Source organism: Mycobacterium sp. (assembly GCF_049683355.1).
Classification (GTDB): domain Bacteria; phylum Actinomycetota; class Actinomycetes; order Mycobacteriales; family Mycobacteriaceae; genus Mycobacterium.
On the sequence record NZ_JBAUJB010000371.1, the window covers coordinates 20678 to 42603 of the forward strand.

The following is a 21926-nucleotide window of genomic DNA, read 5'->3' on the forward strand; positions in this document are numbered from 1 at the left end:
CTAGCTGCGGACGACGGTCACCGGCGCGTGTGCGGCCCGGGCCACCGCAGCGCTCACCGAACCCAGAAGCATCGAGGTGAACCCGCCGCGACCGCGGCTGCCCACGACGACCAACCCTGCGTTCTGGGATTCGTCGATCAACCACCGACCGGGCCTGTCGCACACGATCCGCCGGTGAACGTCGACGTCGGGATACTGCTCCTGCCAGCCGGCCAGACGTTCGGCCAGCGCTTCGTGGCCCTGGTCCTCGTACTGATGCCAGTCCTCGCCGAGGATCGGGAAGACGCCGACGTCACTCCACGCGTGCAGCGCAACAAGATCCACACCCCGGCGGGATGCCTCGTCGAAGGCGAACGCAGTGGCCGCTTCGGATGCGGGTGAGCCGTCGATGCCCAGCAACACCGGCGACTCCGGATCAGTGGGGCGGCCGTCGTCGTGGACGACGGTCACCGGGCAGCGGGCATGGTGCAACAATCCACCGCTGACCGCGCCCAGCACCGCACGGCCGACGCCGCCGATGCCGCTGCTGCCCACGACGACCATCCAGGCGTTCGGTGTGGCGTCGACGAGCGCCGTGAGGGCGCCCGCGTATCGGATCTCGACGCGCACCTGCTGCAGTTCGCCCTCGGTTGCACTGGCGTACAAGACCTTCTGCGACGCAGCGATGACCGCGCGCGCGTTGTCCTCCTGCCATTCGGCGATGTTCGCCTGGACCGGACCCATCGGCCAGCCCACGATGACGGGCGTGACGACGTGCATCAGTGTCAGCGGCAGAGCGCGCATCACGGCTTCGTGCGCTGCCCATCGGACAGCTGAATCGGACTGCGCCGACCCGTCGACACCGACGACGATTCCGTACCCGGCCGCATTCTCTGACATCGTGCCCCCACCTGTTCGGCTGAGTGGAGACTAAGGGCTGGCTCCGTCGATGACCAGGGTCGTTCGTCACCGATGCCGAGGCCCGCGGTCCCTTCGTCCTGTGACCGTCGTAAGGCCGTTCGCCCCTGGGGCGACGGCGCCGTCGTTGCCAGGATCGATGTATCAGCAGGCGCGTGACGGCGGCACAGGAGGCATCTGATGGACACCGTGACGTTCTACCTCCGACGGAGTTGGTTGGCGCGCGCCTTCGGGAGCAGCCCCTTGGTTCGGACCAATGACCGAGTCGAAGCCCTGGTGCTGGTCCTGGCGTTCACGGCCGTCGTCGTCGTCACGCCGATCGCCGGCGCGATCGGCACCGCCGTCCACGAAACCCGCGCTCACCTCTACTCCGAGGAGGCCCGCAGTCATCAGGCGGTGGTCGCCACGGTGACGGGCAGCCCGGCGTCGAACATGCAGTCCGACCGTGTGGTCATCACCGCGCCGGTCGAATGGCGTGTCGGCGACGTCGAGCGGCGCGGCGAGGTCGAGGTCGGCTCTGCGACGGAAGTCGGTGACCACCTGCAGCTCTGGGTGGACGAGGACGGCGACCAGGTCAGGCAGCCGCCCCCGAAGTGGCGGGCGGGAGCTGACGCCCTGGCCGTGGCGGCCGGGTTCTGGCTGAGCGTGGTGGCGTCGGTGGCGGGTCTGACCGTGTGGCTGCGCCTGCGCCTGGCCCGGCAGCGTGACGCTGCCTGGGAGCGTGCCTGGAAGTCAATGATCGACGACGGCGGCGGTCGGACGGGCAGCCAAGCCTGACGGCCCCACGCCCGGGTGAGCGCGCTCGTCAGCGGGCCGCGTGCTGGGCGACGTATCGCACGATGTCGTCGAGGGTCCGCAACGACGCGTAATCGGATTCGGGGATGTCGATGTCGAGTCGCTTGTGGAGTCCGACGAGGAAGTTCAGCCAGTCCATCGAGTCGAGATCGACCTGATCACGAAGCAGGAGATCGTCACTGATGTCGTCGGGTTCGACTTCAGGGGCGATCGTGGTCAGCACGGACAGGACTTCGCCGCGGACATCGTCGTGCTCCATGGTCGGGCCTCACTTCTCGAGTTCATCTGGTTGCTGCAGCAGTTGGTTGATCGCGTCCAGGAACAACGCGCCCCGGTGGCCGTCGCTGGCGCGGTGATCGGCGGCGAGCGACGCCTGCACCGTGGTGGCGATCCGGATGCCCCCGTCGATCGCACACACCCGTTGCGCGGCTTTGCCGAAACCGACCAGAGCGACCTGCGGGGGGTAGATCACCCCGAACACGGTGTCGACGCCCTTGTCACCAAGGTTCGTGACGGTAATGGACGGATCCGACATCTCCGAGCTGCGCAGCGACCCTGCCCTGGCGCGGGCGACCAGATCGGTGAGGTCCGCCATCAACTCATCGAGATTCTTCTCCGGCACATCATGGATGGCGGGCGCCACCAGTCCGCCTCCGCGCAACGAGATCGCGACGCCGACATGCACCCCGGCCGCAGCGTCGTAGCCCTGCTCACGCCAGAATCCGTTGAACTCGCCGTAGCGTGCTGCCGCGACGGCCACGGCTTTGAGTTGCAGCACGGCCGGCAGCACGCGTTCGGTGATCGGCCGCTGCGCATTGCGCTCGGTCAGCCAGGTCAGTGCCCGGTCCATGAGGATCTCGTCGGCCAGGTAGTAGTGCGGGATCTCCCGCTTCGATCGGCTCATCGCCGCTGCGATGGACTTACGCATCTGAGCGGCACGGTCGGAAACCGCGGTGGCCTTTGGCTTCTCGCGGGGAGCCGCCGCCGCCGCGTGCTCCACGTCGCTGAGGGTGACCGCCCCTTGCGGGCCGCTGCCGGTCAGCGCGTCGACGTCGACGCTCAGTGAGGCGGCCAGCCGGCGCGCAGCGGGGGATACCCAGCGGCGCCGGTGGAACGCACCTGATGGGCTCGGTGGGACCGCGACGGCCGGCTCCACGACGGCTGGCCCCGCGGCTTCCACGGCCGGCTCCGACCGGGTGCCGCCGTCGGTTTCGTCGGAACCCACCAGGGTCGCCAGCGGCGTGCCCACCTGAACTGTGTCACCGACCGGTACCAGCAGATCCTGAACCGTTCCGGCGTGCCAGCATTCGATCTCCACTGCGGCCTTGGTCGTCTCGACGACGGCGACCACCTGGCCGCGAGCCACCTGGTCGCCCGGTTTGACGAGCCATTCCTGCAGGGTGCCCTCGTCCATGTCCGAGCCGAGGGCCGGCATCTTGAACTCGATCATGGTCGGCTACCGAAGAGGCTCTTCACGGCCGCGACGATCGTGGCGGGTTGCGGCAGTGCAGCCTGCTCCATGTGTTTGGCGTACGGCATCGGTACCTCGGCGCTGCAGACCCTGCCGATCGGCGCGTCGAGTTCGAAGAATGCGTTCTCGACGATGCGGGCGCTGATCTCCGCCGCCAGGCTGCCGGTGCGCCACGCCTCGTCGACGATCACCGCGCGGTGGGTCTTGCTCACCGACGCGACGACGGTGTCGGTGTCCAGGGGGCGCAGCGACCGCAGATCGACGACCTCGCAGTCGATTCCGGCCAGGGCCAACTCATTGGCCGCATCCAGGACCTTCGGTAGGCAACCGCCATAGGTGATCACCGAGACATCGGCTCCGCTGCGACGGACCGCGGCACCGGACAGTTCGGTGGGCCCCAGCGTCTCGATGTCTGTCGCCGTGTTGTAGAGCTGGACGTGCTCGAAGATGATGACCGGGTCCGGGTCGGCGAGTGCGGCGCCGAGCATTCCGTAGGCGTCCTCCACGGTCGCCGGGGCCACCACCTTGATGCCGGGGATGTGCGCGTACCACCCCTCGAGGCTGTGTGAGTGCTGCGCTGCCAGCTGCCGGCCAGCGCCGGTGGCCATCCGCACCACGAGTGGAACCGAGAACTGGCCGCCGGACATGTGGCGCAGTGCCGCAGCGGTGTTGACGATCTGATCGAGCGCCAACAGGCTGAAGTTCACGGTCATCACCTCGACGATCGGGCGCAGCCCGCCCAGGGCAGCCCCGATGCCGATTCCCACGAAACCCAGCTCCGACAGGGGGGTGTCGCGCACCCGATCCGGGCCGAACTCGTCGAGCAGACCCTTGGACACGGCATACGTTCCCCCGTAGCGGCCGACGTCTTCCCCCAGCAACACCACCCGAGTGTCCGCGCGCATGGCGTCGCGGATCGCGTCGTGGATCGCGGTGCGATAGGTCGTCTTCACGAGACCATCTCCGAGGGTGGTGTCACCACATCGCGTTCGAGATCGTCGACGCTCTCCCATGTTCCGGCCTCGGCGAACGCCACCGCGTCGGCGACCTCACGGTCGGCCTCGGCCTCGATGGCGCCGACGTCCTGCGCGGTCAGGGTGCCATCGGAGAGGCATTTCCCGCAGAACGCGGCGATGGGGTCGCGGTGGCGCCATACCTCGACTTCGGCCTTGTCCCGGTAGAGCTCGGGGTCGAACATCGAGTGCGCACGGAATCGATACGTGCGGAACTCGATGAAGAACGGGCCGCCGGAGTTGCGGATGTGGTCGGCACCCTGTCGGGCGGCATCGTGGCAGGCGGCGACGTCCATCCCGTCCACCGCGAGGGTGGGGATCCGGTAGGACGCCGCCTTCACCGTGAGGTCCGGCTGTGACTGCTCCAGCTCCAGCGCGGTGCCCATCGCATACCGGTTGTTCTCGCAACAGAACAGCACCGGCAGCTGCCACAGCTCGGCCATATTCAGCGATTCGTGGAACGCACCTTCGGCGACCGCCCCCTCGCCGAAATAGCAGGCCGTCACCCGGTATTGGCCGAGCATCTTGTCGGCGAACGCCAACCCCGCCGCGACCGGCAGGCCGCCGGCGACGATGGCATTGCCGCCGTAGAACCGGGTGGCGGCGTCGAACAGATGCATCGACCCGCCACGGCCTCGAGAGCAGCCCTGCTGCTTACCGAACATCTCGGCCATGATCGATTTCATCGGGATGCCCCACAACAACGCATGTGCGTGCTCGCGGTAGGTGGCGACCACGGCGTCGCCGGCGGCCAGGGCACGCAAGGAGCCGGCGGCCACCGCCTCCTCACCGACATAAAGGTGCAGGAATCCGCGAATCTTGCCTTCGCCGTATAGTTCTGCGCATTTCTCCTCCATGCGCCGCACCCGCACCATGTCGGAGAGCAGTGCCCGGGCCAGCTCGGTGTCGGTCGTGGTCTCGGTGTCGGTCATAGTGCGGCCTCTGTCACGTGGGTGTCGGGCGCCGATTCGATGGTGGACGTGTCACCTTCGGGCAGGCCCAGTTCGCGGGCCTTCAACAGGCGGCGCATGATCTTGCCGCTGCGGGTGTGCGGCAGCGAGTCGACGAACTCGATGTGCTTGGGCGCCACCGCAGCTCCGAGCCGTTTGCGGGCGTGCCCCAGCAACTCCAGTCGCAGCGCGTCGTCGGCGTCGTGCCCGTCCTTGACTGTGACGAATGCCTTCACCACCTCGCCGACGGTCGGATCCGGAATTCCGATGACGGCCGCCTCTGCTACCGCGGGATGATCGGTCAACGCGCTCTCCACCTCGAACGGACCGATGAGATGTCCGGCTGATTTGATGACGTCGTCGGCGCGACCGACAAACCAGAAGTAGCCGTCGGCGTCGCGTTTGACGAGATCACCCGTCAGGTACATGCCGTCGGTGAAGGATTTCCGGTAGCGCTCCTCCTGGTGCAGGTAGCCGCGGAACATCGACGGCCATCCCGTTTTCAGGGCCAGCTCACCCTCGACATCGGGCTCGTCGACAACCGACACGGAGCCGTCCTCACCGCGGCGGACGACGAAGGCGTCGACGCCGGGCAGTGGCCGGCCCATCGAGCCCGGCTTGATATCGAAGGCCGGGGTGTTGGCGATCATGATGCCGCCGGTCTCGGTCTGCCACCAGTTGTCGTGGATCGGCAGGCCCAACACACGTTCTCCCCACCAGACTGCTTCGGGATTGAGGGGTTCGCCGACGCTGGCGATGAACCGCAGCCGGGGAAACCGATAGTCCCGGGCCGCTTCGGGTCCCGCTTTGATCAGCATGCGGATCGCCGTCGGCGCGGTGTACCACACGCTCACGTTCTGGTCCTGCAGGATCCGGTACCAGCGGTCGGCGTCGAACTCCGCCTCGTCGACAATCGAGGTGACACCGTGCAGCAGGGGAGTGATCACGCCGTACGACATGCCGGTGACCCATCCGGGATCGGCGGTGCACCAGAAGATGTCGTCAGGGTGCAGGTCGAGAGCGTAGGACCCGGTGACGAAATGCATCACCACGGCGCCGTGGACGTGGATGGCGCCCTTGGGCGTGCCGGTGGTGCCGCTGGTGAAGTGCAGCAGGGCAGGGTCGTCGGCCGTGGTGGGCTCGATGGGGGCGAGGTCGTCGACGGCGTCCATCCGGTGCCAGAAATCCAGCGGTGCGTCCTGAGATCCGTCCTCACCGCCGGCGTCGACGCCTCCTGCTTTTCCGTCGTCTCCGACGAGGATCACATACCGGACCGAGGCCAGCCGGTCCCGGATCTTGGCGATCTTGCGCCGGTAGAGGGCCCTGGTGGTGACCAACACGTCGGCTTGGCCGATGTCGATCCTGGTGGCGATCGGTTCGGGGCCGAACGCGGAGAACAGCGGGGACACCACGCTACCGTTGCGCAGCGCACCGAGGATGGTGATGTACAGCTCGGGAACGCGGTCCATCATGGTGAAGACCCGGTCGCCTTTCCCGATGCCCAGCGAGCGCAACACATTGGTGAATCGCGCAGTGAGGCGGGCGAGTTCGGCGTACGTCAGATCGCGTGTGACCGGTGCGCCGTCCCGATCCGATCGAGTAACGAACCGCAGCGCGGTGCGGGCCGCCGTGGGGCCGTCGACGTGCCTGTCGACCGCGGCGTAGGCGATATTGCATCCGCCGGAGGTCATACCGGCACAGACGTCGGGAACCTCGGCCCAGTCGAAGGCCGCCCGGGTCTGCTGGTAGTCGGAGAAGTTGGGCGGCAGGCGCCACGTTCCCGGGGTCTTGTGAATGATCGTCATGACGGAACCTGGTCTTTCGGCGGACTCAACACTCCGCGACGGAGCGCGGGACCGATGTTCGCCATCACCCGCTCCAACAGGGCGGCGCATGCGGTTCCGTCATCGGCGATCGCAGCCAGTCCGTGATGGTGAAGGTAGACCTGGAGCCGCCGGTCGATCGACCACCCGGCGTAGGTGGGTCCGGTGAACTCGGACTCGAGGAAGTCCCACGAGATGGACTCCAGGTCCTTGTCCATCGAGGTGCTCGGCGGCATCATCGGTGATCCCTTTCGGTCGCTGCAACCCATCGTTCGCGAACCCGGATGGGGGAAATAGAGACGAAAGTCACTTACGCCGCCGGCGGTTGTCTTCGCGATATCGCAGCTACCCGGCAGCTTCTCGCAGATGCCTTAAGTCACTTCGGTTCCGGTCCGGTCGGCTCTGTCCGACCATTCCTTCGGAGCACGACAATCGCCAGATGTCTGTCAACAGGATGATTCGGGACGCGGTACGGACCTTCAACATGCATGTGTTGAACCCGGCGATGTTGCTGTTGGCAGGCCGCGAGCACTGGTATGCCGCGGCTCTGCAGCACACCGGGCGGCGCTCCGGAAAGACCTACACCACGCCGGTGGTGGCCGACCGGGTAGTGGACGGTGTGATCGTGCCGTTGCCGTACGGCACCGGAATTGACTGGCTGCGCAACGTGGTCGCATCCGGGCACGCCACGATCACCGTCCACGGGCGGACCTATGCGGTCACCGATCCGCAGCTCATCGACGCCGAAACAGCCGGACCGCAGCTGTCAGCTCGGCGACGGCGCGTATTCGAACGGTTCGGCGTCGACTGCTTCGTCAAACTGCGGTGGGATGAGCAGCGATAGCGCACGTCCCGTCAGGGGCGGACGACCAGGACGGAACATTCGCTGTGGTGGAACCACGGATGACCGGCCGGCCCGACGATCTCCGCCAGCTGGCCCGACTTCGCGCCACCGATCACGGCCAGCCCGACCCGCTGGTCGAAGTGCTTCAGGAAATACGCGACATCCGCCTGGTCGGCGACCGGATAGATGTGCACGTCGGGATGGCATTGTCGCCATTTGGTGACCGCGGCGTCGAGGCCTTCCCCCGATCCGAGGTGGGTTTTGTGTTCCCCGATGGCGAGCACCGGTGCGTCACGGAGCTTCGCCTCCCGCAACGCGTGCTCGACGACGTTGCGGTTTTCGGGTTCGTCGTTGACCCCGACGACGATCCAGTTGATCTCTCGTGACGACTTGTCGTCTGTGTGCGTGCGGATGATCGCCACGGGGCAGTGGGCCTTCTCGGCCAGATCGGTTGCCGTCGATCCCAGTATCGACCGGACGTAGCGTCCGATCCCGACCGAGCCGACGCAGACCAGGCCGGCATCATCGGATTCGGCGACCAGAGCAGCTCCGGGAGGGCCGGTGACGATGGCGGTCTCGACCTTCACCGGACAGCCGCCGGCTTCGACGGCGGCCTGTGCCGTGCGTAGCGACGCCTTGCCGTGCTGCACGTCGCTTTCGTAGTCCTCGGCCGACGGGTGGGTGGCCTTGGTCACGTAGACCAGCCGCAGCGGCACGTCTCGGCTGACGGCTTCGTCGACCGCCCACAGGGCCGCCTGCACTGCCGTTTCGGAACCGTCGATGCCTGCGACGACCGGCGCGGCGGGGTGGTTGTCGTTCATCGTCTCACCCATTCCTCTCCACTTCGTGTCCCAACGGTATTGGGAGTCAGCACGAGCGGATTGAGGCGAAAGTCCCTGCATCTGAGCCGATGGTCCTCTCAGTGTGAGCAGCGCGGAATTCCTGCGTGGCCAAGTGCGGTGGGTGGGGCAGACTCACACGGTGATGGCACGGTGATGGCTTGGTCAGTCGTCGGTAAGGGTGAAGTAATTCTCCTCTTCTTGCAGGAAGTGCAGGCGCAGCAAGGTGTAGAGCCCATACAGGCAGGCGAGCAGATCGTCGACCTGATCAGGCTGAATACCGTCGGTCGTCTGGGCGAGCGCAATGTGGGCGCCGATGCGGTCGGACAACCGCTGGATCTCGGAGTGGGTCCGACTCATGGTGGCGGTCGCCTCGCCGGTGCCCAGGGGCCGGGCCAACGCGGGATAAAGGAGGGTTTCCTCGGCGTGTTCATGTGGCAGGAGTTGTTCGGTCAGGAACGCGTACGCCCGGGACAGAGCCTCCAGCGCGGCGGCGTCGGATCCGACAACCAGCCGATCGGCGGCGTCGCGGAGTAACCCCACGGTATCGCGAAGGGTGTCGTGCTCGGCCGCGAACTTGCGCAACATCTCTTCTGTGTCTGCGGGCAGCACGACGGCCAGAGCCGGATTGCCCCGCAACGCGCGCAACGCGTTGAGGATGACCGCGACGTCGATACCCTCCTGAAGAAGAGCGCCCGCGGCGGGGGGCAACCAACCGAACGCGGCGATCACCATGGCTAGAAGAGAAAGCGTCATGCCCACCGCGGCGCTCTGCACCGCGATGCGCCGTGACCAGCGAGCGATGTCCATCGCATCGGCGAGTCGATCGAGGCGATCAGTGGTCAGGACGACGTCGGCTGCCTCCGATGAGGCGGTCGCGCCGCGCGCTCCCATTGCGACCCCGACAGTAGCCGCGGCCAACGCCGGCGCATCGTTGACTCCGTCGCCCACCATCACGGTCACTGCGCGATCGCGTTCGGCGCGTACCGCGGCGACCTTGGCGGCCGGGCTCTGGTGGGAGTAGACCTCGTCCAGTCCGAGCACCGTGGCGACTTCGCGCGCCGGTTCAGGGCGGTCACCCGTGAGCATGACCAGGCGGTTCAATCCGGCGGCGCGCAAGCGCCGAATGGTACGAGGTGCGTCACGGCGCAGTGGGTCACGCAGCAACACAGCGCCCACCGGTTCGTCGTCCACACACACCCAGGCGATCGCTGCCGAATCCAGGCGCGCCCGGTTGACCGCGGCCCGGGCCCATCCCGCATCCACCTTTCCGCCGACCAACTTGCCGACGTGTACCCGCTTGGTGTCGATCGTCGCGGTCACGCCCTCTCCGGGCTGTTCGACCACGCCGCTGGGCAATGTCAGCGGGAGGCCGCGAGCCAGTGCCTCGGTGACGATGGCCTCGGCCAGCACGTGTGGCGACATCTGTTCGATCGATGCCGCCAGTCGCAGCACCGCTGCCGTCTCCCGGCCCGGCGCGGCCGCGATCTCGACGACGACCGGACGTCCCATGGTGAGAGTGCCGGTCTTGTCCATCATCAGGGTGGTGGCGTGACCGAGGTTTTCCAGCGCGGCACCGCTACGGATCACCACGCCCTGTCTGGAAGCGCGGGACAACCCGGAGACGATCGCAACGGGGGCGGCGAGCAGCAGCGGGCATGGAGTCGCGACGACAAGCACTGCGACGGCGCGCACGGCCGACCCGCTCATCACCCACGCGACCGCCGCGATCGCAAGCGTCAGCGGCAAGAACCACGCGGCGTACCGATCAGCCAACCGGACTATCGGTGCGCTCTCTGCGTTGGCCTGTTCGGCGAGTCTGACGATCCCGGCGTACGTGCTCTGGTCGGCCGTTGCGGTGGCACGCAACTCAAAAGCGTTGCCCGCGTTCACCACACCACTACGGACAGGTTCCCCGACGCCACGCTCCACCTGTAATGGTTCTCCGGTCAACACCGATTCGTCCAGCACGGCCACGGTGTCGACAACGCGGCCGTCCACCGGTACCACCTCCGCCGGCCCGACGAGCAGGAGGTCATCGACCGCCACGTCGGCAAGTGGTATCACCGCGACCTCGGAGCCCATCCGCCGGCGGGCGAAACGCGGCGCGTGTTCGAGCAGCGCGCGCAGATCATGAGAGGCCCTGCGCTCCGCGGTTGCTTCCAGAGCGCGTCCGCCCGCCAGCATCACCGCTATCAACGAACCCGCCAGATACTCGCCCACCAGCACGGTCCCGACCAGCGACAGCACTGCGATGAGATCGACGCCGGCGTGCCCGCGGCGCAGCGCGGCGAGCACCCACAGTAACGCCGGCACCAACGCGATGGCTGTGCCTGCTATCCAGCACCCGTCGGCGAGCGTGGGCCGGCCGGCGAGCCACGCGAGTCCGCCCGCAGCCAACGCACCGACTGTGAGCACCACCAGCGCAAGTTCGAGATGCGGTCGCCACCGTGCCACGGACCGTCGTCCTGCCGCCACCAGGCGACCGATCACCTGCTCAGGCATGCCGCCCACCACCGCGTCGCATTGTCGAGAGCCCTCGGTCGGGCTCAAGGTAAGGATCGCAGACGATTTCGGTCAGCACTGTCCGAACTCTCCGGTCGGTAGAGTCCGGTCGCATGGCGCGCGATCTCATTCTCGACCCGATCGGAGCCACGGGCACCGCATTGTCGCATGCCTCGATGCGGGTTCCCACCGCCGCAGCCGGCGACCCGGTGGCCATAACGCTGGAGCGAATGCGCGGCGTGAGGTACGACAGTGCTGCGACGGTGGCGGTGCTCGACAACGGCCGCCTGGTCGGCATCGCCACCATCGAGAGCATGTTCGCCGCGCCCGATGGCGCCATGCTGGCCGACGTCATGGATGCCACGCCGCCGGTGGTGGCGCCCGACACCGACCAGGAGCAGGCGGCGTGGCACGCGGTGCAGCGTGGTGAACCTGGCCTCGCAGTGGTCGACGGCGAAGGGCGATTTCGCGGTCTGATCGCCCCTCAGCAGTTGCTCACGGTTCTGTTGGCCGAGCACGACGAGGACATGGCCCGGTTGGGTGGCTTTCTGCACGCGGTCCAAGAGGCGAGAACGACCACGGTGGAGAGTGTCAGCCGGCGGCTGTGGCACCGGATGCCGTGGCTGTTGGTAGGGCTGGTCGGTGCGATGGTCGCCGCGGGGCTGATGGCGGCGTTCGAGGCTCGGCTCGACGCGACGCTCGCGGTCGCGTACTTCGTGCCGGGGATCGTCTACCTGGCTGACGCCGTCGGCACGCAGACCGAGACCGTCGCGATCCGCGGGCTGTCGGTGGGCGTGGGTATCCGCCACATCCTTGGCCCGGAAGTCCTGACCGGACTGCTCGTGGGCGTGCTATTGGGTGTTGTCATTCTGCCGATGGCGGGTCTGATGGTCGGAGACTGGATGCTTGCGTGCGCGGTGTCCATCGCGCTGCTGGCCGCCAGCGCGATCGCCACCGTGGTGGGCGCTGGTGCTGCCGTGGGTTTTCAACCGGTTGGGAAAGGATCCCGCGTTCGGGTCGGGACCGCTGGCCACCGTGATCCAGGATCTGCTGTCGATCGGAATTTACCTCGTGGCGGTGACGCTGCTGCTTTCGTGACTGCCGAAAGTCCTTCTCACCGCGGGACCAAAGAAGCACGACCGCGTGCCTTCGCCCCTCGCCCCCGGTCCGTCGCAGATGGTCTGATCAGGGGGTAGTACGAGGGGGCTGTTCATGAGATCACTGACTTACCGGGGACGTGCGCACCCGGACACCGCGCCGACTTACCAGCTGACGGACCGCTTACATGAGGGACGCACTGCTCGCGTGTCGGTTGACGGCATCGCCGGCACGGTTTCGGCCTGGCTTGTCGAGTTCGGCGTGTACAGCCCGTTGGCCGAGGATCTCGCACAGTCGGTGCGCGACGGACAGTGGGCGGCTGCGTACGCCATCGGTGACCGCCTCTCGGTCGACGTGTCAATCACCGTGTAGAGGGGCTAACGCACCCGGATGCGTGTTCCCGTGCTGCCGTCGACGATCCTGGTGATGTCGCTGAGCGACCCGATGACGGCTTCGTTGCCGGTGTGGCGCGTGAAGTCGCATGCGGCTTGGACTTTGGGGCCCATCGATCCTGCCGGAAAGTCCACACCCGCGAGGTCGTCGGGAGTGATCCGGCCCAGGCGCCTCTGGGTGGGGGTGCCCCAGTCGAGGTAGACGCCGTCGACGTCGGTGGCGATGACGAGCAGGTCGGCGTCCAGTTGCTCGGCCAGCAGCGCGGAGGCGAGGTCCTTGTCGATGACGGCTTCGACGCCACGCAGGTCGCCGCGTTCGTCGTACATGGTCGGAATACCGCCACCACCGGCGCAGATGACGATCGTGCCGTGCTCCACCAGGGTGCGGATCGGTTCGATCTCGAAGATCCGCTTGGGTTTCGGGCTGGGCACCACCCGGCGGAACTTGTCACCATCGGCCGCGATGGTCCAACCGCTGGCGGCCCGCAGCTGCTCTGCTGTTGCCCGGTCGTAGACCGGCCCGATCGGCTTGGTGGGGTGTTCGAACGCGGGGTCGTCGCGGTCGACCTCGATCATCGTGAGCAGGGTGGCCAGCGACTGGTCGACCGGCAGCAGATTGCCCAGCTCCTGCTCGATGACGTAGCCGATCATCGCCTCGGTCTGGGCCCCGAGCACATCGAGCGGGTAGGGCGCCACCTCGTGGTAGGCCGCGGCCTGCAGCGCCAACAGCCCGACCTGGGGCCCGTTGCCGTGGGCCACGACGATCTCGTTGCCCGCGGTGATGGCGGCGATGCACTCGGCGGCGACGCGGATGTTCGCCCGTTGATTGTCCGCGGTCATCGGTTGGCCGCGCTTCAACAGCGCGTTCCCGCCCAGCGCGATCACGATCCTCACGTCGGGTCAGCTCAGCGCCGAGACGAGCACGGCCTTGATGGTGTGCATCCGGTTCTCCGCCTGCTCGAAGGCGATGTTGACCGGGCTCTCGAAGACATCCTCGGTGACCTCGATCCCGTTGGACAGCACCGGGTACTGGGCCGCGATCTTCGCGCCGAGCGTCGTCTCGCAGTTGTGGTAGGCCGGCAGGCAGTGCATGAACTTCACCCGCGGGTTGGCGGCAGCCTTGATCAGCGCCGAGTTCACCTGGAAGGGGAGCAGCATGTCGATCCGCTCACCCCACGTCTCCAGCGGTTCCCCCATCGACACCCAGACATCGGTGTGGATGAAGTCGACCTCGCTGACCGCCTTGTCGGGATCGTCGGTGACGGTGATCCTCGCCCCGGACGCGGCGGCGAACTCCTGGCACATCGCCACGTGGGCATCGCTGGGCCACAGTTGCTTCGGCGCACCGATGCGGACATCCATGCCGAGCTTGGCCCCCACCAGCAACAGGGAGTTCGCCATGTTGTTGCGGCCGTCACCGACGAACGCATACGAGATGTCGTGCAACGGCTTCGGGCAGTGCTCGGTCATCGTCAACACATCGGCGAGCATCTGGGTCGGGTGGAACTCGTCGGTGAGCCCGTTGAACACGGGCACACCGGCGTACTCCGCGAGTTCGTCGACGGTCTCCTGGGCCGCGCCGCGGTACTCGATGGCGTCGTACATCCGGCCCAGCACCCGTGCGGTGTCCTTCATCGACTCCTTGTGCCCGATCTGGGACGACGTCGGATCGATGTAGGTGACGTGGGCGCCCTCGTCGTACGCGGCCACCTCGAATGCACAGCGGGTGCGGGTCGACGTCTTCTCGAAGATCAGCGCGATGTTCTTGCCCGCCAGGCTGTTCCGCGGGCCGCCCGAGTATTTGGCCCGTTTGAGGTCGCGTGCCAGGTCGAGCAGATAGTGCAGATCCCGGTCGGTGTGGTGAACCAGGCTGAGCAGGCTGCGGTTTCGGGTGTTGAATGCCATGGCAGATGTCCTTCAGGTGTAGAGCGGGTCGCGCAGGATCGGACACGTCATGCACCGGCCACCGCCGCGGCCGCGGCCCAGCTCGCTGGCGTCGATGGTGACGACCTCCACCCCGGCCTTACGCAGGGCGGTGTTGGTCAGGGTGTTGCGGTCGTAGCCGATGACCACGCCCGGCTCGAGCGCGACCACGTTGTTGCCGTCATCCCACTGTTCGCGTTGGACGCCGTAGACGTCGCCGGCGGTGGTGACGACCCGGAACTCCACACCGACCGCGTCGCCGATCGTCTCGATCAATCCCCGGGGTTCGCGCCGGACGTCGAGGCCGGACGGTGCGGCGTCGTCGGGCCGTAGGCTGATCGGCACGATCCCGTCGACGATGGGTGCGAACACCGTTACCAGGTCGCGGTCACAGAAGGTGAACACCGTGTCCAGGTGCATCGCCGAGCGGGTTTTCGGCAAGCTGGCGACGATCACCCGTTCGGCCGCCCCGGCGGCGAACAGGTTGCGGGCAACCTGCGTGATCGCCTGGTGGGAGGATCTCTCGCCCATGCCGATGACCACGAGCCCTTTGCCGATCGGCATCACGTCGCCGCCCTCGAGGGTGGCCAGACCACGGTCGGCGGGCAGTCCGTCGGGGTCGCCCAGCCACACGTCGTACTCCTGATCGGCGAAGGCAGGGTGGAACCGGTAGACGGCGGTGGTCAGCAGCGTCTCGCGGCGCCGCGCCGGCCAGTACATCGGGTTGAGTGTCACACCGCCGAAGATCCAGGCGGAGTTGTCGCGCATGAACTGCGTGTTCGGTAGCGGCCGGACGACGAACCCCGCGGGGTCCAACGTGTTGAACAGTGACAGGAAGCCGCTGTTCACCTCGTCGATCACGTCCTGGTAGGCGACGCCGCCGATCAGGAACTCTGCCAGCCGGTCCGGTGACAGTTCGGTCAGCCAGGACCGGATCTCCTGGGTGAGCCCCGGTCCGACGAGGTCGTCGGTCACCGTGCGATCCAGCACCCACTCGCGGGCGTCGGGCTTGGCCACGACGTCGGCGAGCAGATCCTGGAGCTCGAGCACCTCGACGCCGCGGTCGACCATCTTGGCGACGAAGTCGAAGTGGTCACGTCGAGCCTGCTGCAGCCAGATGACGTCGTCGAACAGCAGCTCGTGACAGTTCTCCGGAGTGAGTCGCTGATGGGCCAGGCCGGGGGCGCAGACCATGACACGGCGCAGCTTGCCGGCCTCCGACCAGACGCCGAGGCGGGAGTCGGTCGCGCTCACAGGACCGACAGGTTTCCGGTAGCCATCAGCACGGCGGCCAGCACCGAGGTCAACGCCACCACGGCCACCACCGCGAATTCGGGCTTGCTGAACGCGGGCAGCCGGCTTTCCCGTCGCGCCCACAGGTACAGCGCGGTGCCCGCGAGGTAGAACATCGCCGCCACCAGCAGGTACTGCCACCCGCCCGCATACACCAGCCACACCGCGTACCCCAGCGCGACGACACCGATGAGTAGATCGCGGGTGCGTCCGCCGCCGGACGCGTACGTCTCGCCGCGCACCGCCAGCAGCACTTGGTAGGCGGCCGACCACAGGTAGGGCAGCAATATCAGCGAGGTCGCCAGGTACACCAGGTTGGTGTAGGTGCTCGCGTTGGCCAGGGTCCACAGCAGCAGGGCCTGGACACAGATGTTGGTCAGCCACAGAGCGTTTGCCGGTGCGCCGTGGGAGTTCTCGCGAGCAAGCGCCCGCGGCATCACATGCTCGAGGGCGGGTAGCCGCAGGATCTCGACACACAGCATCACCCACGCGATCAGGGCACCGAGCAGTGAGACGACCAAACCGATCGAGATGAAGGCCGCGCCCCAGGCGCCCACCTCGTTCTCCAGCACGCCGGCCATCGACGGGTCGGCCACGCCGGCGAGCTCGGCCTGGGTCATCAAGCCGTACGACAGCAGGTTGACCATGAGCAACAGGGCCAACACACCGACGAAGCCGAGCACCGTGGCGCGGCCGACATCTCGACGCTTGGCGGCGCGCTGGGAGTACACGGCGGCACCCTCGATGCCGATGAACACCCACACGGTCACCAGCATCATGTTCTTGACCTGGGTCATCGTGTCACCGAGCGGTGCCCCGTCGATCTGCACCGCGCGGCCCCAGAAGTCGGCGCTGAAGAGTCCAGCCCGGAAACCGACGGCGGCGATCGCGATGAACACCAGGATCGGGACCACCTTCGCGATGGTCACCACGACGTTGACGGCCGCGGCCGTCTGGATGCCGCGAAGCGTCAGGAAGTGCACGACCCACAACACGATCGAGGCACCGATGATCGCGGGAACGGTTGCGCCGCCCTCGAACCCGGGGAAGAAGTAGCCCAGTGTCGAGAACAACAGCACCAGATAGGCGACGTTGCCGACCCACGCCGAGACCCAATAGCCGAATGCCGAGGTGAACCCGATGTAGTTGCCGAAACCGGCTCGGGCGTACCCGTAGACACCGCCGTCGACGTCCGGTTTCCGGCTGGCCAGCGTCTGAAAGACGAATGCCAGGGTCAACATGCCGACCCCGGTGATCGCCCAACCGATGAGCAGCGGGCCGGGGGCGGCACTACCGGCCATCTGCGAAGGCAGCGCGAAGATTCCACTGCCGATCATCGAACCGACGACGATCGCGGTCAGGGCGGCCAGCCCCAGGCCGGGTTTCGCGCCGCCGGCGGAGCGGGCTTCAGGGGGCGGAGACACCAGTGTCTCGGACATCGTTGTCCTCCATGCTCGAGTGGTGTGTCAGATCACACCGCGCCACCGACGCTATGGACACCACCGGCGTGCAGAGAGGAGGCTTTGGTCCTCGGTTTCGGACGCTTAGGTCACCTACCGGCGCCTGCCCCTCACCCCGACTACGAGCCAGCTTGTGGGGAAGTGGATTTCGCCACGGTCAGCAGCACAGTGGAGCCCTCGACGGCCTCCAGTGAGTGGCGGGAATTGGGCACGATGATGAGATCACCGGCGGAACCCTCCCAGCTGTCCTCGCCGGCGACCAGCCGTACGCGTCCGTGCAGGACGTGGACGGTGGCTTCGCCGGGGTTCTCGTGTTCGTCCAGCTTCTGACCCGCCACCAGTGCGATCATGGTTTGCCGCAGGACGTGTTCGTGGCCTCCGTACACGGTGTGTGCGCTGCGCCCGCTGGAGGCACGTTCAGCGTCTGCCAGCTGCTCTCGGGCCAGCGCAGTCAGCGAGATCTTGTTCATGGACTCTCCTTAGTTAGTCGGATAGTGCCCGGACAGTCGTCGAACTGTTCACCGTAGCTCTTGCCCGAGACCAGTTCCGGCGTGATGTCGCAAAGTGACCAAATGCCCTGGTCAGTCATCGGCAGCGGAGGATGATGGTACCGGTGAACCGGGACATCGACGCCGTGCTGCGGCGATACCGCTTCGACGGCACCCGACTGATCGACATCCTCTGGGATATCCAGAATCGGTACGGCTACATTCCCGGTGAACATCTGCCGCAGATGGCAACCGCGTTGAACCGGACCGCACGGGACATCGCGGAGACGGCGTCGTTCTACCACTTCTTCCACACCAGGCCGTCCGGCCGGTACCGGATATTTCTGAGCAACACGGTGATCGCCAAATCACGTGGATACCAGGCCGTGTACGACGCGCTCGAGCGCGAGACCGGGGTCCGATTCGGTGAGGCCGGGACAGGGATGTTCGGCTTGTTCGAGACTCCGTGCATCGGGCTCAGCGACCAGGAGCCGGCGATGCTGCTCGACGAGGTGGTGTTCACCCGGCTGACGCCCGGTAGCGTCGCAGACATCATCGGCCAGTTGAAGGCCGGCAGAGCCCCCGCCGACATCGCCAACCCCGTCGGGCTTCCCGCTGACGACATCGGCTATGTCGACAGCCTGGTCGAGTCCAACGTCCACACCCGGGGCCCGGTGTTCTTCTGCGGCCAGGTCGATCACCAGGTGACACTGAAGCGCTGCCTCGCGGGCGCCCCTGAGCAGACGATCGACACCATCACCGAGTCAGGGCTGCGTGGTTACGGCGGCGCAGGCTTCGCCACCGGCCTCAAGTGGCGGCTGTGCCGCGCTGCGCCGGGCGTCGACAAATACGTCATCTGCAACGCCGACGAGGGTGAGCCCGGCACCTTCAAGGACCGGGCTCTGCTGACCCGCTCACCCAAGGACGTCTTCACCGGTATGGTCGTCGCCGCCTATGCGATCGGCGCCAGGCACGGGATCGTTTATCTGCGAGCCGAATACATCTATCTCAGGCGCTATCTGGAACGGCAGCTACAGGAGCTCCGGGATGACGGGCTCCTCGGATCCAGCATCGGCGCGCTGCCCGGCTTCGATTTCGACATCCGCATCCAGATGGGCGCCGGCGCCTACGTCTGTGGCGAGGAGTCCGCGCTGATCGAATCCTGCGAGGGCAACCGGGGAACGCCGCGGCTGAAGCCGCCCTACCCGATCCAGCAGGGATACCTCGGCAACCCCACCTGTGTGAACAATGTCGAAACCTTCGTTGCCGCAAGTCGGGTCACGGCCGAAGGCGCTGAATGGTTCCGCAGTATGGGCACTCCCACCTCTGCGGGCACGCGTCTGCTGAGCGTCGCCGGGGATTGTGACCGACCGGGCGTCTACGAGGTCGAATGGGGCATCACCCTCGACGAGGTGCTGACCGTTGTCGGCGCGCAGGATGCGCGTGCGGTCCAGATCAGCGGCCCGTCGGGGGAGTGCCTCTCGGTGCAGGCCGACGGTCACCGGCGGATCGCGTACGAAGACATCCCCTGCAACGGCGCCGTCACCGTTTTCGACGCCACCCGGGATCTGCTCGACTGCGTCAAGGACTACACCCGGTTCTTCCGCGACGAATCCTGCGGTATCTGTGTGCCGTGCCGGGCGGGCACCGTCGATCTGCAAGCGAAGATGGAGCGCATCCTCGCGGGCGTCGCGGTCCAGAGCGACCTGGACGACGCGGCCAGTTGGGGTGCCCTGGTCCGCACGACCAGCCGGTGCGGACTCGGGGCCACCGCAGCCAATCCGATCCTGACGAGTCTGACCAAGTTTCCGGAGATGTACCGCAGCAGGCTGCGGGACGGGGAGACAGACGTCCTGCTGCCCTCATTCGACCTCGAGGCGGCCCTCGCCGGCTACGGCGACGCACTCACCGAATTGGGAACGGACACGACGACATGAGCATCCGAATCGAGATCGACGGAACTCCGGTGTCCACCGAGGAGAACCGCGTGCTGGTCGACGTCGCCGCGGAGGCCGGTGTGTACATCCCGACACTGTGTTACCTCGAGGGCAAACCGTGCCTGGGGACGTGCCGGGCGTGCTCGGTCAAGGTGGACGGCGCTGTGGTCGCGGCGTGCACGGTTCGGGTGCGCGACGGGATGACAGTCGAGGTCGACGAACCGGAAACCAAAGACATGCGGAAGGCATTGGTGGAGTTGCTCTTCACCGAGGGCAACCACAACTGTCCGAGTTGCGAGAAGAGCGGCCGCTGTACTCTTCAGGCGGTCGGCTACGAGGTGGACATGCTGGTGTCCCGATTCCCGTACCGGTTCCCGGCGCGCGAACGCGACCACGCGTCCGAGCGGATCTGGCTCGAGCGGGATCGCTGCATCTTCTGCCAACGGTGCGTGGAATTCGTCCGTGACGACGCCGGACAGAAGATCTTCAGCATCAGCCACCGCGGCCGCGAGTCATGCATCGAAGTTGATGCCGAACGGGCCGACGCCATGCCGATCGAGCAGGTCCGCTACGCGGTGGAGATCTGTCCGGTCGGCGCCATCCTGGAAAAGGGGGTCGGATACGACGTGCCCATCGGCCGCCGCAAGTACGAAGTGAAATCCGTTCGCGACCGGGCCCTCGACCCGGCAGAAGAGTCAGAGGCACCGTGACCGAGGAAACCAGGTCGGACCAACTACCCAAGACGCCACCCGATCCCGCCCTGTCGGCGGGCCGCGACGGCAAGATCAACGTCGCGATGATCAGTCTGTGCGGCTGCTGGGGATGCACCCTGTCATTTCTCGACATGGACGAGCGGATCGTGCCGCTGTTGACGAAGGTCACCATTCACCGCTCCTCGCTCACCGACATCAAACGGATCACCGAACGCTGCGCCATCGGGTTCATCGAAGGCGGTGTCGCCAACGAGGACAACATCGAGACACTGCGCCATTTCCGGGAGAACTGTGATGTCCTGATCTCCGTCGGCGCCTGCGCCGTCTGGGGCGGCATCCCGGCGATGCGCAATGTCTTCGAGTTGAAGGACTGTCTGGCGGAGGCCTACCTCGACTCGCCGACAGCGGTCCCGGGCGCTGAACGTGTTGTCCCTTCACATCCGGACATCCCCCGGATCACGACCAAGGTCCACCCCTGTCACGAGGTGGTCGAGATGGACTACTTCATCCCCGGCTGTCCACCGGACGCGGACGCCATCTTCACCGTCCTCGACGATCTGATACATGGTCGACCGGTGCTGTTGCCCCGCTCGCTGAACCACTACGACTGATCTCGGAGACTTGCGTGAGCAGAAAACTCGTCATCGACCCGGTGACCCGCATCGAGGGTCACGGCAAGGTGACCGTGCACCTCGACGACGACGGCAACGTCGTCGACGCCAGGCTGCACGTCGTCGAGTTCCGTGGGTTCGAGAAGTTCGTTCAGGGCCACCCGTACTGGGAGGCGCCGATGCTCATGCAGCGCATCTGCGGAATCTGCTTCGTCAGCCACCACCTCTGTGGCGCAAAGGTGCTCGACGATATCGTCGGCGTCGGTGTGCACTCGGGGGCTGGAGTCACCCGGACCGCGGAGAAGATCCGCCGTCTCGGCCACTACGCGCAGATGCTGCAATCCCATGCGACGGCGTACTTCTACCTCGTCGTCCCCGAGATGATGTTCGGGATGGACGCAGCGCCCGAGCAGCGCAACCTGCTGGGCCTGGTCGAGGCGAATCCCGAACTGATGCGGCGGGTGATCATGCTGCGTAAGTGGGGTCAGGAGGTCATCAAGACGGTTTTCGGCAGGAGGATGCACGGCATCAACTCGGTGCCGGGTGGTGTCGACAAGAACCTCAGCCGCGCCGAATGTGACCGGTTGCTCAACGGCGAGGAGGGGTTGCCGTCGATGGACGAGGTCATCGACTACGCACAGGACGGCCTTCGCCTCTTCTACGACTTCCACGAGAAGAACCGAAGCCAGGTGGACGGTTTCGCGAATGTGCTGGCTCTGAACATGTCCCTCGTCGACGCCGACGGCAACGTGGACTACTACCACGGGGCGCTGCGGATCGTCGACGACAAGAAGCGCATCGTCCGGGAACTCGACTACCACGACTACCTCGACCATTTCTCGGAGGCTGTCGAACCGTGGAGCTATATGAAGTT

General features: G+C 66.5%; 21 protein-coding genes and 1 pseudogene. 8 read left to right on the forward strand and 14 right to left on the reverse strand.

All coding sequences use genetic code 11. The annotated features are described in order from the left end of the window. Nucleotides 1-879, reverse strand: a complete 879-nt coding sequence (locus WA944_RS21260) for a universal stress protein (protein WP_526375202.1) — start codon at nt 877-879, stop codon at nt 1-3. A 198-nt stretch (nt 880-1077) separates the two neighbouring features. On the opposite strand from WA944_RS21260, the gene WA944_RS21265 reads away from it, so the two are divergent. Then, entirely contained in the window at nt 1078-1674 is a 597-nt protein-coding gene (locus WA944_RS21265) for an Rv1733c family protein (protein ID WP_526375204.1), read from the forward strand. Between the two features lie 28 nt (nt 1675-1702). Here the strand turns inward: WA944_RS21265 and WA944_RS21270 are convergent, their stop codons facing one another. From WA944_RS21270 to WA944_RS21295, 6 genes are read right to left on the reverse strand one after another with little or no spacing between them, the layout of a single operon-like run. Beyond that, nucleotides 1703-1951, reverse strand: coding sequence for an acyl carrier protein (locus WA944_RS21270; RefSeq protein ID WP_526375206.1), 249 nt, complete (start codon nt 1949-1951; stop codon nt 1703-1705). Nucleotides 1952-1960: 9 nt separating this feature from the next. Then, complete coding sequence (locus tag WA944_RS21275) at nt 1961-3142, reverse strand: 2-oxo acid dehydrogenase subunit E2 (RefSeq protein WP_526611078.1); 1182 nt, start codon at nt 3140-3142, stop codon at nt 1961-1963. Next, complete coding sequence (locus tag WA944_RS21280; RefSeq protein ID WP_526373806.1) at nt 3139-4116, reverse strand: alpha-ketoacid dehydrogenase subunit beta; 978 nt, start codon at nt 4114-4116, stop codon at nt 3139-3141. The genes WA944_RS21275 and WA944_RS21280 overlap by 4 nt, the downstream gene beginning before the upstream one ends. Continuing rightward, a complete protein-coding gene (gene pdhA / locus WA944_RS21285) occupies nt 4113-5108 on the reverse strand; it encodes a pyruvate dehydrogenase (acetyl-transferring) E1 component subunit alpha (RefSeq protein ID WP_526373805.1) in 996 nt (331 codons plus the stop codon). The genes WA944_RS21280 and pdhA overlap by 4 nt, the downstream gene beginning before the upstream one ends. Further along, nucleotides 5105-6931, reverse strand: coding sequence for an acetate--CoA ligase (acsA, locus tag WA944_RS21290; protein WP_526373804.1), 1827 nt, complete (start codon nt 6929-6931; stop codon nt 5105-5107). Before acsA ends, pdhA begins: the two co-directional genes overlap by 4 nt. Beyond that, on the reverse strand, nt 6928-7188 hold the full coding sequence (locus WA944_RS21295; protein ID WP_526373803.1) for a hypothetical protein: 261 nt from the start codon (nt 7186-7188) through the stop codon (nt 6928-6930). The genes acsA and WA944_RS21295 overlap by 4 nt, the downstream gene beginning before the upstream one ends. A gap of 200 nt (nt 7189-7388) precedes the next feature. Between WA944_RS21295 and WA944_RS21300 the strand changes: the two genes are divergently transcribed. Beyond that, entirely contained in the window at nt 7389-7793 is a 405-nt protein-coding gene (locus WA944_RS21300; RefSeq protein ID WP_526373802.1) for a nitroreductase family deazaflavin-dependent oxidoreductase, read from the forward strand. Between the two features lie 11 nt (nt 7794-7804). On the opposite strand, the gene WA944_RS21305 is transcribed toward WA944_RS21300, so the two are convergent. Together WA944_RS21305 and WA944_RS21310 are read right to left on the reverse strand one after the other, a co-directional pair. Then, nucleotides 7805-8626, reverse strand: a complete 822-nt coding sequence (locus WA944_RS21305) for a universal stress protein (protein ID WP_526373801.1) — start codon at nt 8624-8626, stop codon at nt 7805-7807. A 171-nt stretch (nt 8627-8797) separates the two neighbouring features. Next, nucleotides 8798-11137: a heavy metal translocating P-type ATPase gene (locus WA944_RS21310; RefSeq protein ID WP_526373800.1), complete on the reverse strand. Its 2340-nt coding sequence runs from the start codon at nt 11135-11137 to the stop codon at nt 8798-8800. Between the two features lie 113 nt (nt 11138-11250). Between WA944_RS21310 and WA944_RS21315 the strand changes: the two are divergent. Continuing rightward, nucleotides 11251-12235: pseudogene (locus WA944_RS21315) on the forward strand (magnesium transporter). 114 nt (nt 12236-12349) lie between these two features. Continuing rightward, the gene (locus WA944_RS21320) at nt 12350-12607 is read left to right on the forward strand and encodes an Rv2628 protein family (RefSeq protein ID WP_526373799.1); all 258 of its coding nucleotides are present in this window, start codon (nt 12350-12352) and stop codon (nt 12605-12607) included. A 5-nt stretch (nt 12608-12612) separates the two neighbouring features. On the opposite strand, the gene arcC is transcribed toward WA944_RS21320, so the two are convergent. The 5 genes from arcC to WA944_RS21345 form a co-directional block, all read right to left on the reverse strand. Further along, nucleotides 12613-13521 carry a carbamate kinase gene (gene arcC / locus WA944_RS21325; RefSeq protein WP_526373798.1) on the reverse strand — a complete coding sequence of 303 codons (909 nt, stop codon included), beginning with the start codon at nt 13519-13521 and terminating at the stop codon, nt 12613-12615. A 6-nt stretch (nt 13522-13527) separates the two neighbouring features. Next, nucleotides 13528-14532: an ornithine carbamoyltransferase gene (locus WA944_RS21330; protein ID WP_526373797.1), complete on the reverse strand. Its 1005-nt coding sequence runs from the start codon at nt 14530-14532 to the stop codon at nt 13528-13530. A gap of 12 nt (nt 14533-14544) precedes the next feature. Beyond that, a complete protein-coding gene (locus WA944_RS21335; RefSeq protein ID WP_526647320.1) occupies nt 14545-15804 on the reverse strand; it encodes an arginine deiminase in 1260 nt (419 codons plus the stop codon). After that, entirely contained in the window at nt 15801-17282 is a 1482-nt protein-coding gene (gene arcD, locus WA944_RS21340) for an arginine-ornithine antiporter (protein ID WP_526374019.1), read from the reverse strand. Before arcD ends, WA944_RS21335 begins: the two co-directional genes overlap by 4 nt. A 140-nt stretch (nt 17283-17422) precedes the next feature. Continuing rightward, entirely contained in the window at nt 17423-17773 is a 351-nt protein-coding gene (locus tag WA944_RS21345; protein WP_526374020.1) for a cupin domain-containing protein, read from the reverse strand. A gap of 143 nt (nt 17774-17916) precedes the next feature. On the opposite strand from WA944_RS21345, the gene WA944_RS21350 reads away from it, so the two are divergent. The 4 genes from WA944_RS21350 to WA944_RS21365 form a co-directional block, all read left to right on the forward strand. Then, the gene (locus WA944_RS21350) at nt 17917-19728 is read left to right on the forward strand and encodes an NAD(P)H-dependent oxidoreductase subunit E (protein WP_526374021.1); all 1812 of its coding nucleotides are present in this window, start codon (nt 17917-17919) and stop codon (nt 19726-19728) included. Next, complete coding sequence (locus tag WA944_RS21355) at nt 19725-20438, forward strand: 2Fe-2S iron-sulfur cluster-binding protein (RefSeq protein ID WP_526374022.1); 714 nt, start codon at nt 19725-19727, stop codon at nt 20436-20438. Before WA944_RS21350 ends, WA944_RS21355 begins: the two co-directional genes overlap by 4 nt. Then, on the forward strand, nt 20435-21052 hold the full coding sequence (locus WA944_RS21360; protein ID WP_526374023.1) for an NADH-quinone oxidoreductase subunit B family protein: 618 nt from the start codon (nt 20435-20437) through the stop codon (nt 21050-21052). Before WA944_RS21355 ends, WA944_RS21360 begins: the two co-directional genes overlap by 4 nt. A gap of 14 nt (nt 21053-21066) precedes the next feature. Further along, nucleotides 21067-21926 (forward strand): Ni/Fe hydrogenase subunit alpha (locus WA944_RS21365; RefSeq protein WP_526374024.1); only part of this gene is annotated, 860 nt, incomplete at its 3' end.

Excerpts from the sequence above, each read along its gene's own strand:
- WA944_RS21260 (WP_526375202.1), bottom strand. The coding sequence starts at position 879 with ATGTCAGAGAATGCGGCCGGGTACGGAATCGTCGTCGGTGTCGACGGG.
- WA944_RS21265 (WP_526375204.1), top strand. The coding sequence starts at position 1,078 with ATGGACACCGTGACGTTCTACCTCCGACGGAGTTGGTTGGCGCGCGCC.
- WA944_RS21270 (WP_526375206.1), bottom strand. The coding sequence starts at position 1,951 with ATGGAGCACGACGATGTCCGCGGCGAAGTCCTGTCCGTGCTGACCACG.
- WA944_RS21275 (WP_526611078.1), bottom strand. The coding sequence starts at position 3,142 with ATGATCGAGTTCAAGATGCCGGCCCTCGGCTCGGACATGGACGAGGGC.
- pdhA (WP_526373805.1), bottom strand. The coding sequence starts at position 5,108 with ATGACCGACACCGAGACCACGACCGACACCGAGCTGGCCCGGGCACTG.
- acsA (WP_526373804.1), bottom strand. The coding sequence starts at position 6,931 with ATGACGATCATTCACAAGACCCCGGGAACGTGGCGCCTGCCGCCCAAC.
- WA944_RS21295 (WP_526373803.1), bottom strand. The coding sequence starts at position 7,188 with ATGATGCCGCCGAGCACCTCGATGGACAAGGACCTGGAGTCCATCTCG.
- WA944_RS21300 (WP_526373802.1), top strand. The coding sequence starts at position 7,389 with ATGTCTGTCAACAGGATGATTCGGGACGCGGTACGGACCTTCAACATG.
- WA944_RS21305 (WP_526373801.1), bottom strand. The coding sequence starts at position 8,626 with ATGGGTGAGACGATGAACGACAACCACCCCGCCGCGCCGGTCGTCGCA.
- WA944_RS21310 (WP_526373800.1), bottom strand. The coding sequence starts at position 11,137 with ATGCCTGAGCAGGTGATCGGTCGCCTGGTGGCGGCAGGACGACGGTCC.
- WA944_RS21320 (WP_526373799.1), top strand. The coding sequence starts at position 12,350 with ATGAGATCACTGACTTACCGGGGACGTGCGCACCCGGACACCGCGCCG.
- WA944_RS21330 (WP_526373797.1), bottom strand. The coding sequence starts at position 14,532 with ATGGCATTCAACACCCGAAACCGCAGCCTGCTCAGCCTGGTTCACCAC.
- arcD (WP_526374019.1), bottom strand. The coding sequence starts at position 17,282 with ATGTCCGAGACACTGGTGTCTCCGCCCCCTGAAGCCCGCTCCGCCGGC.
- WA944_RS21345 (WP_526374020.1), bottom strand. The coding sequence starts at position 17,773 with ATGAACAAGATCTCGCTGACTGCGCTGGCCCGAGAGCAGCTGGCAGAC.
- WA944_RS21355 (WP_526374022.1), top strand. The coding sequence starts at position 19,725 with ATGAGCATCCGAATCGAGATCGACGGAACTCCGGTGTCCACCGAGGAG.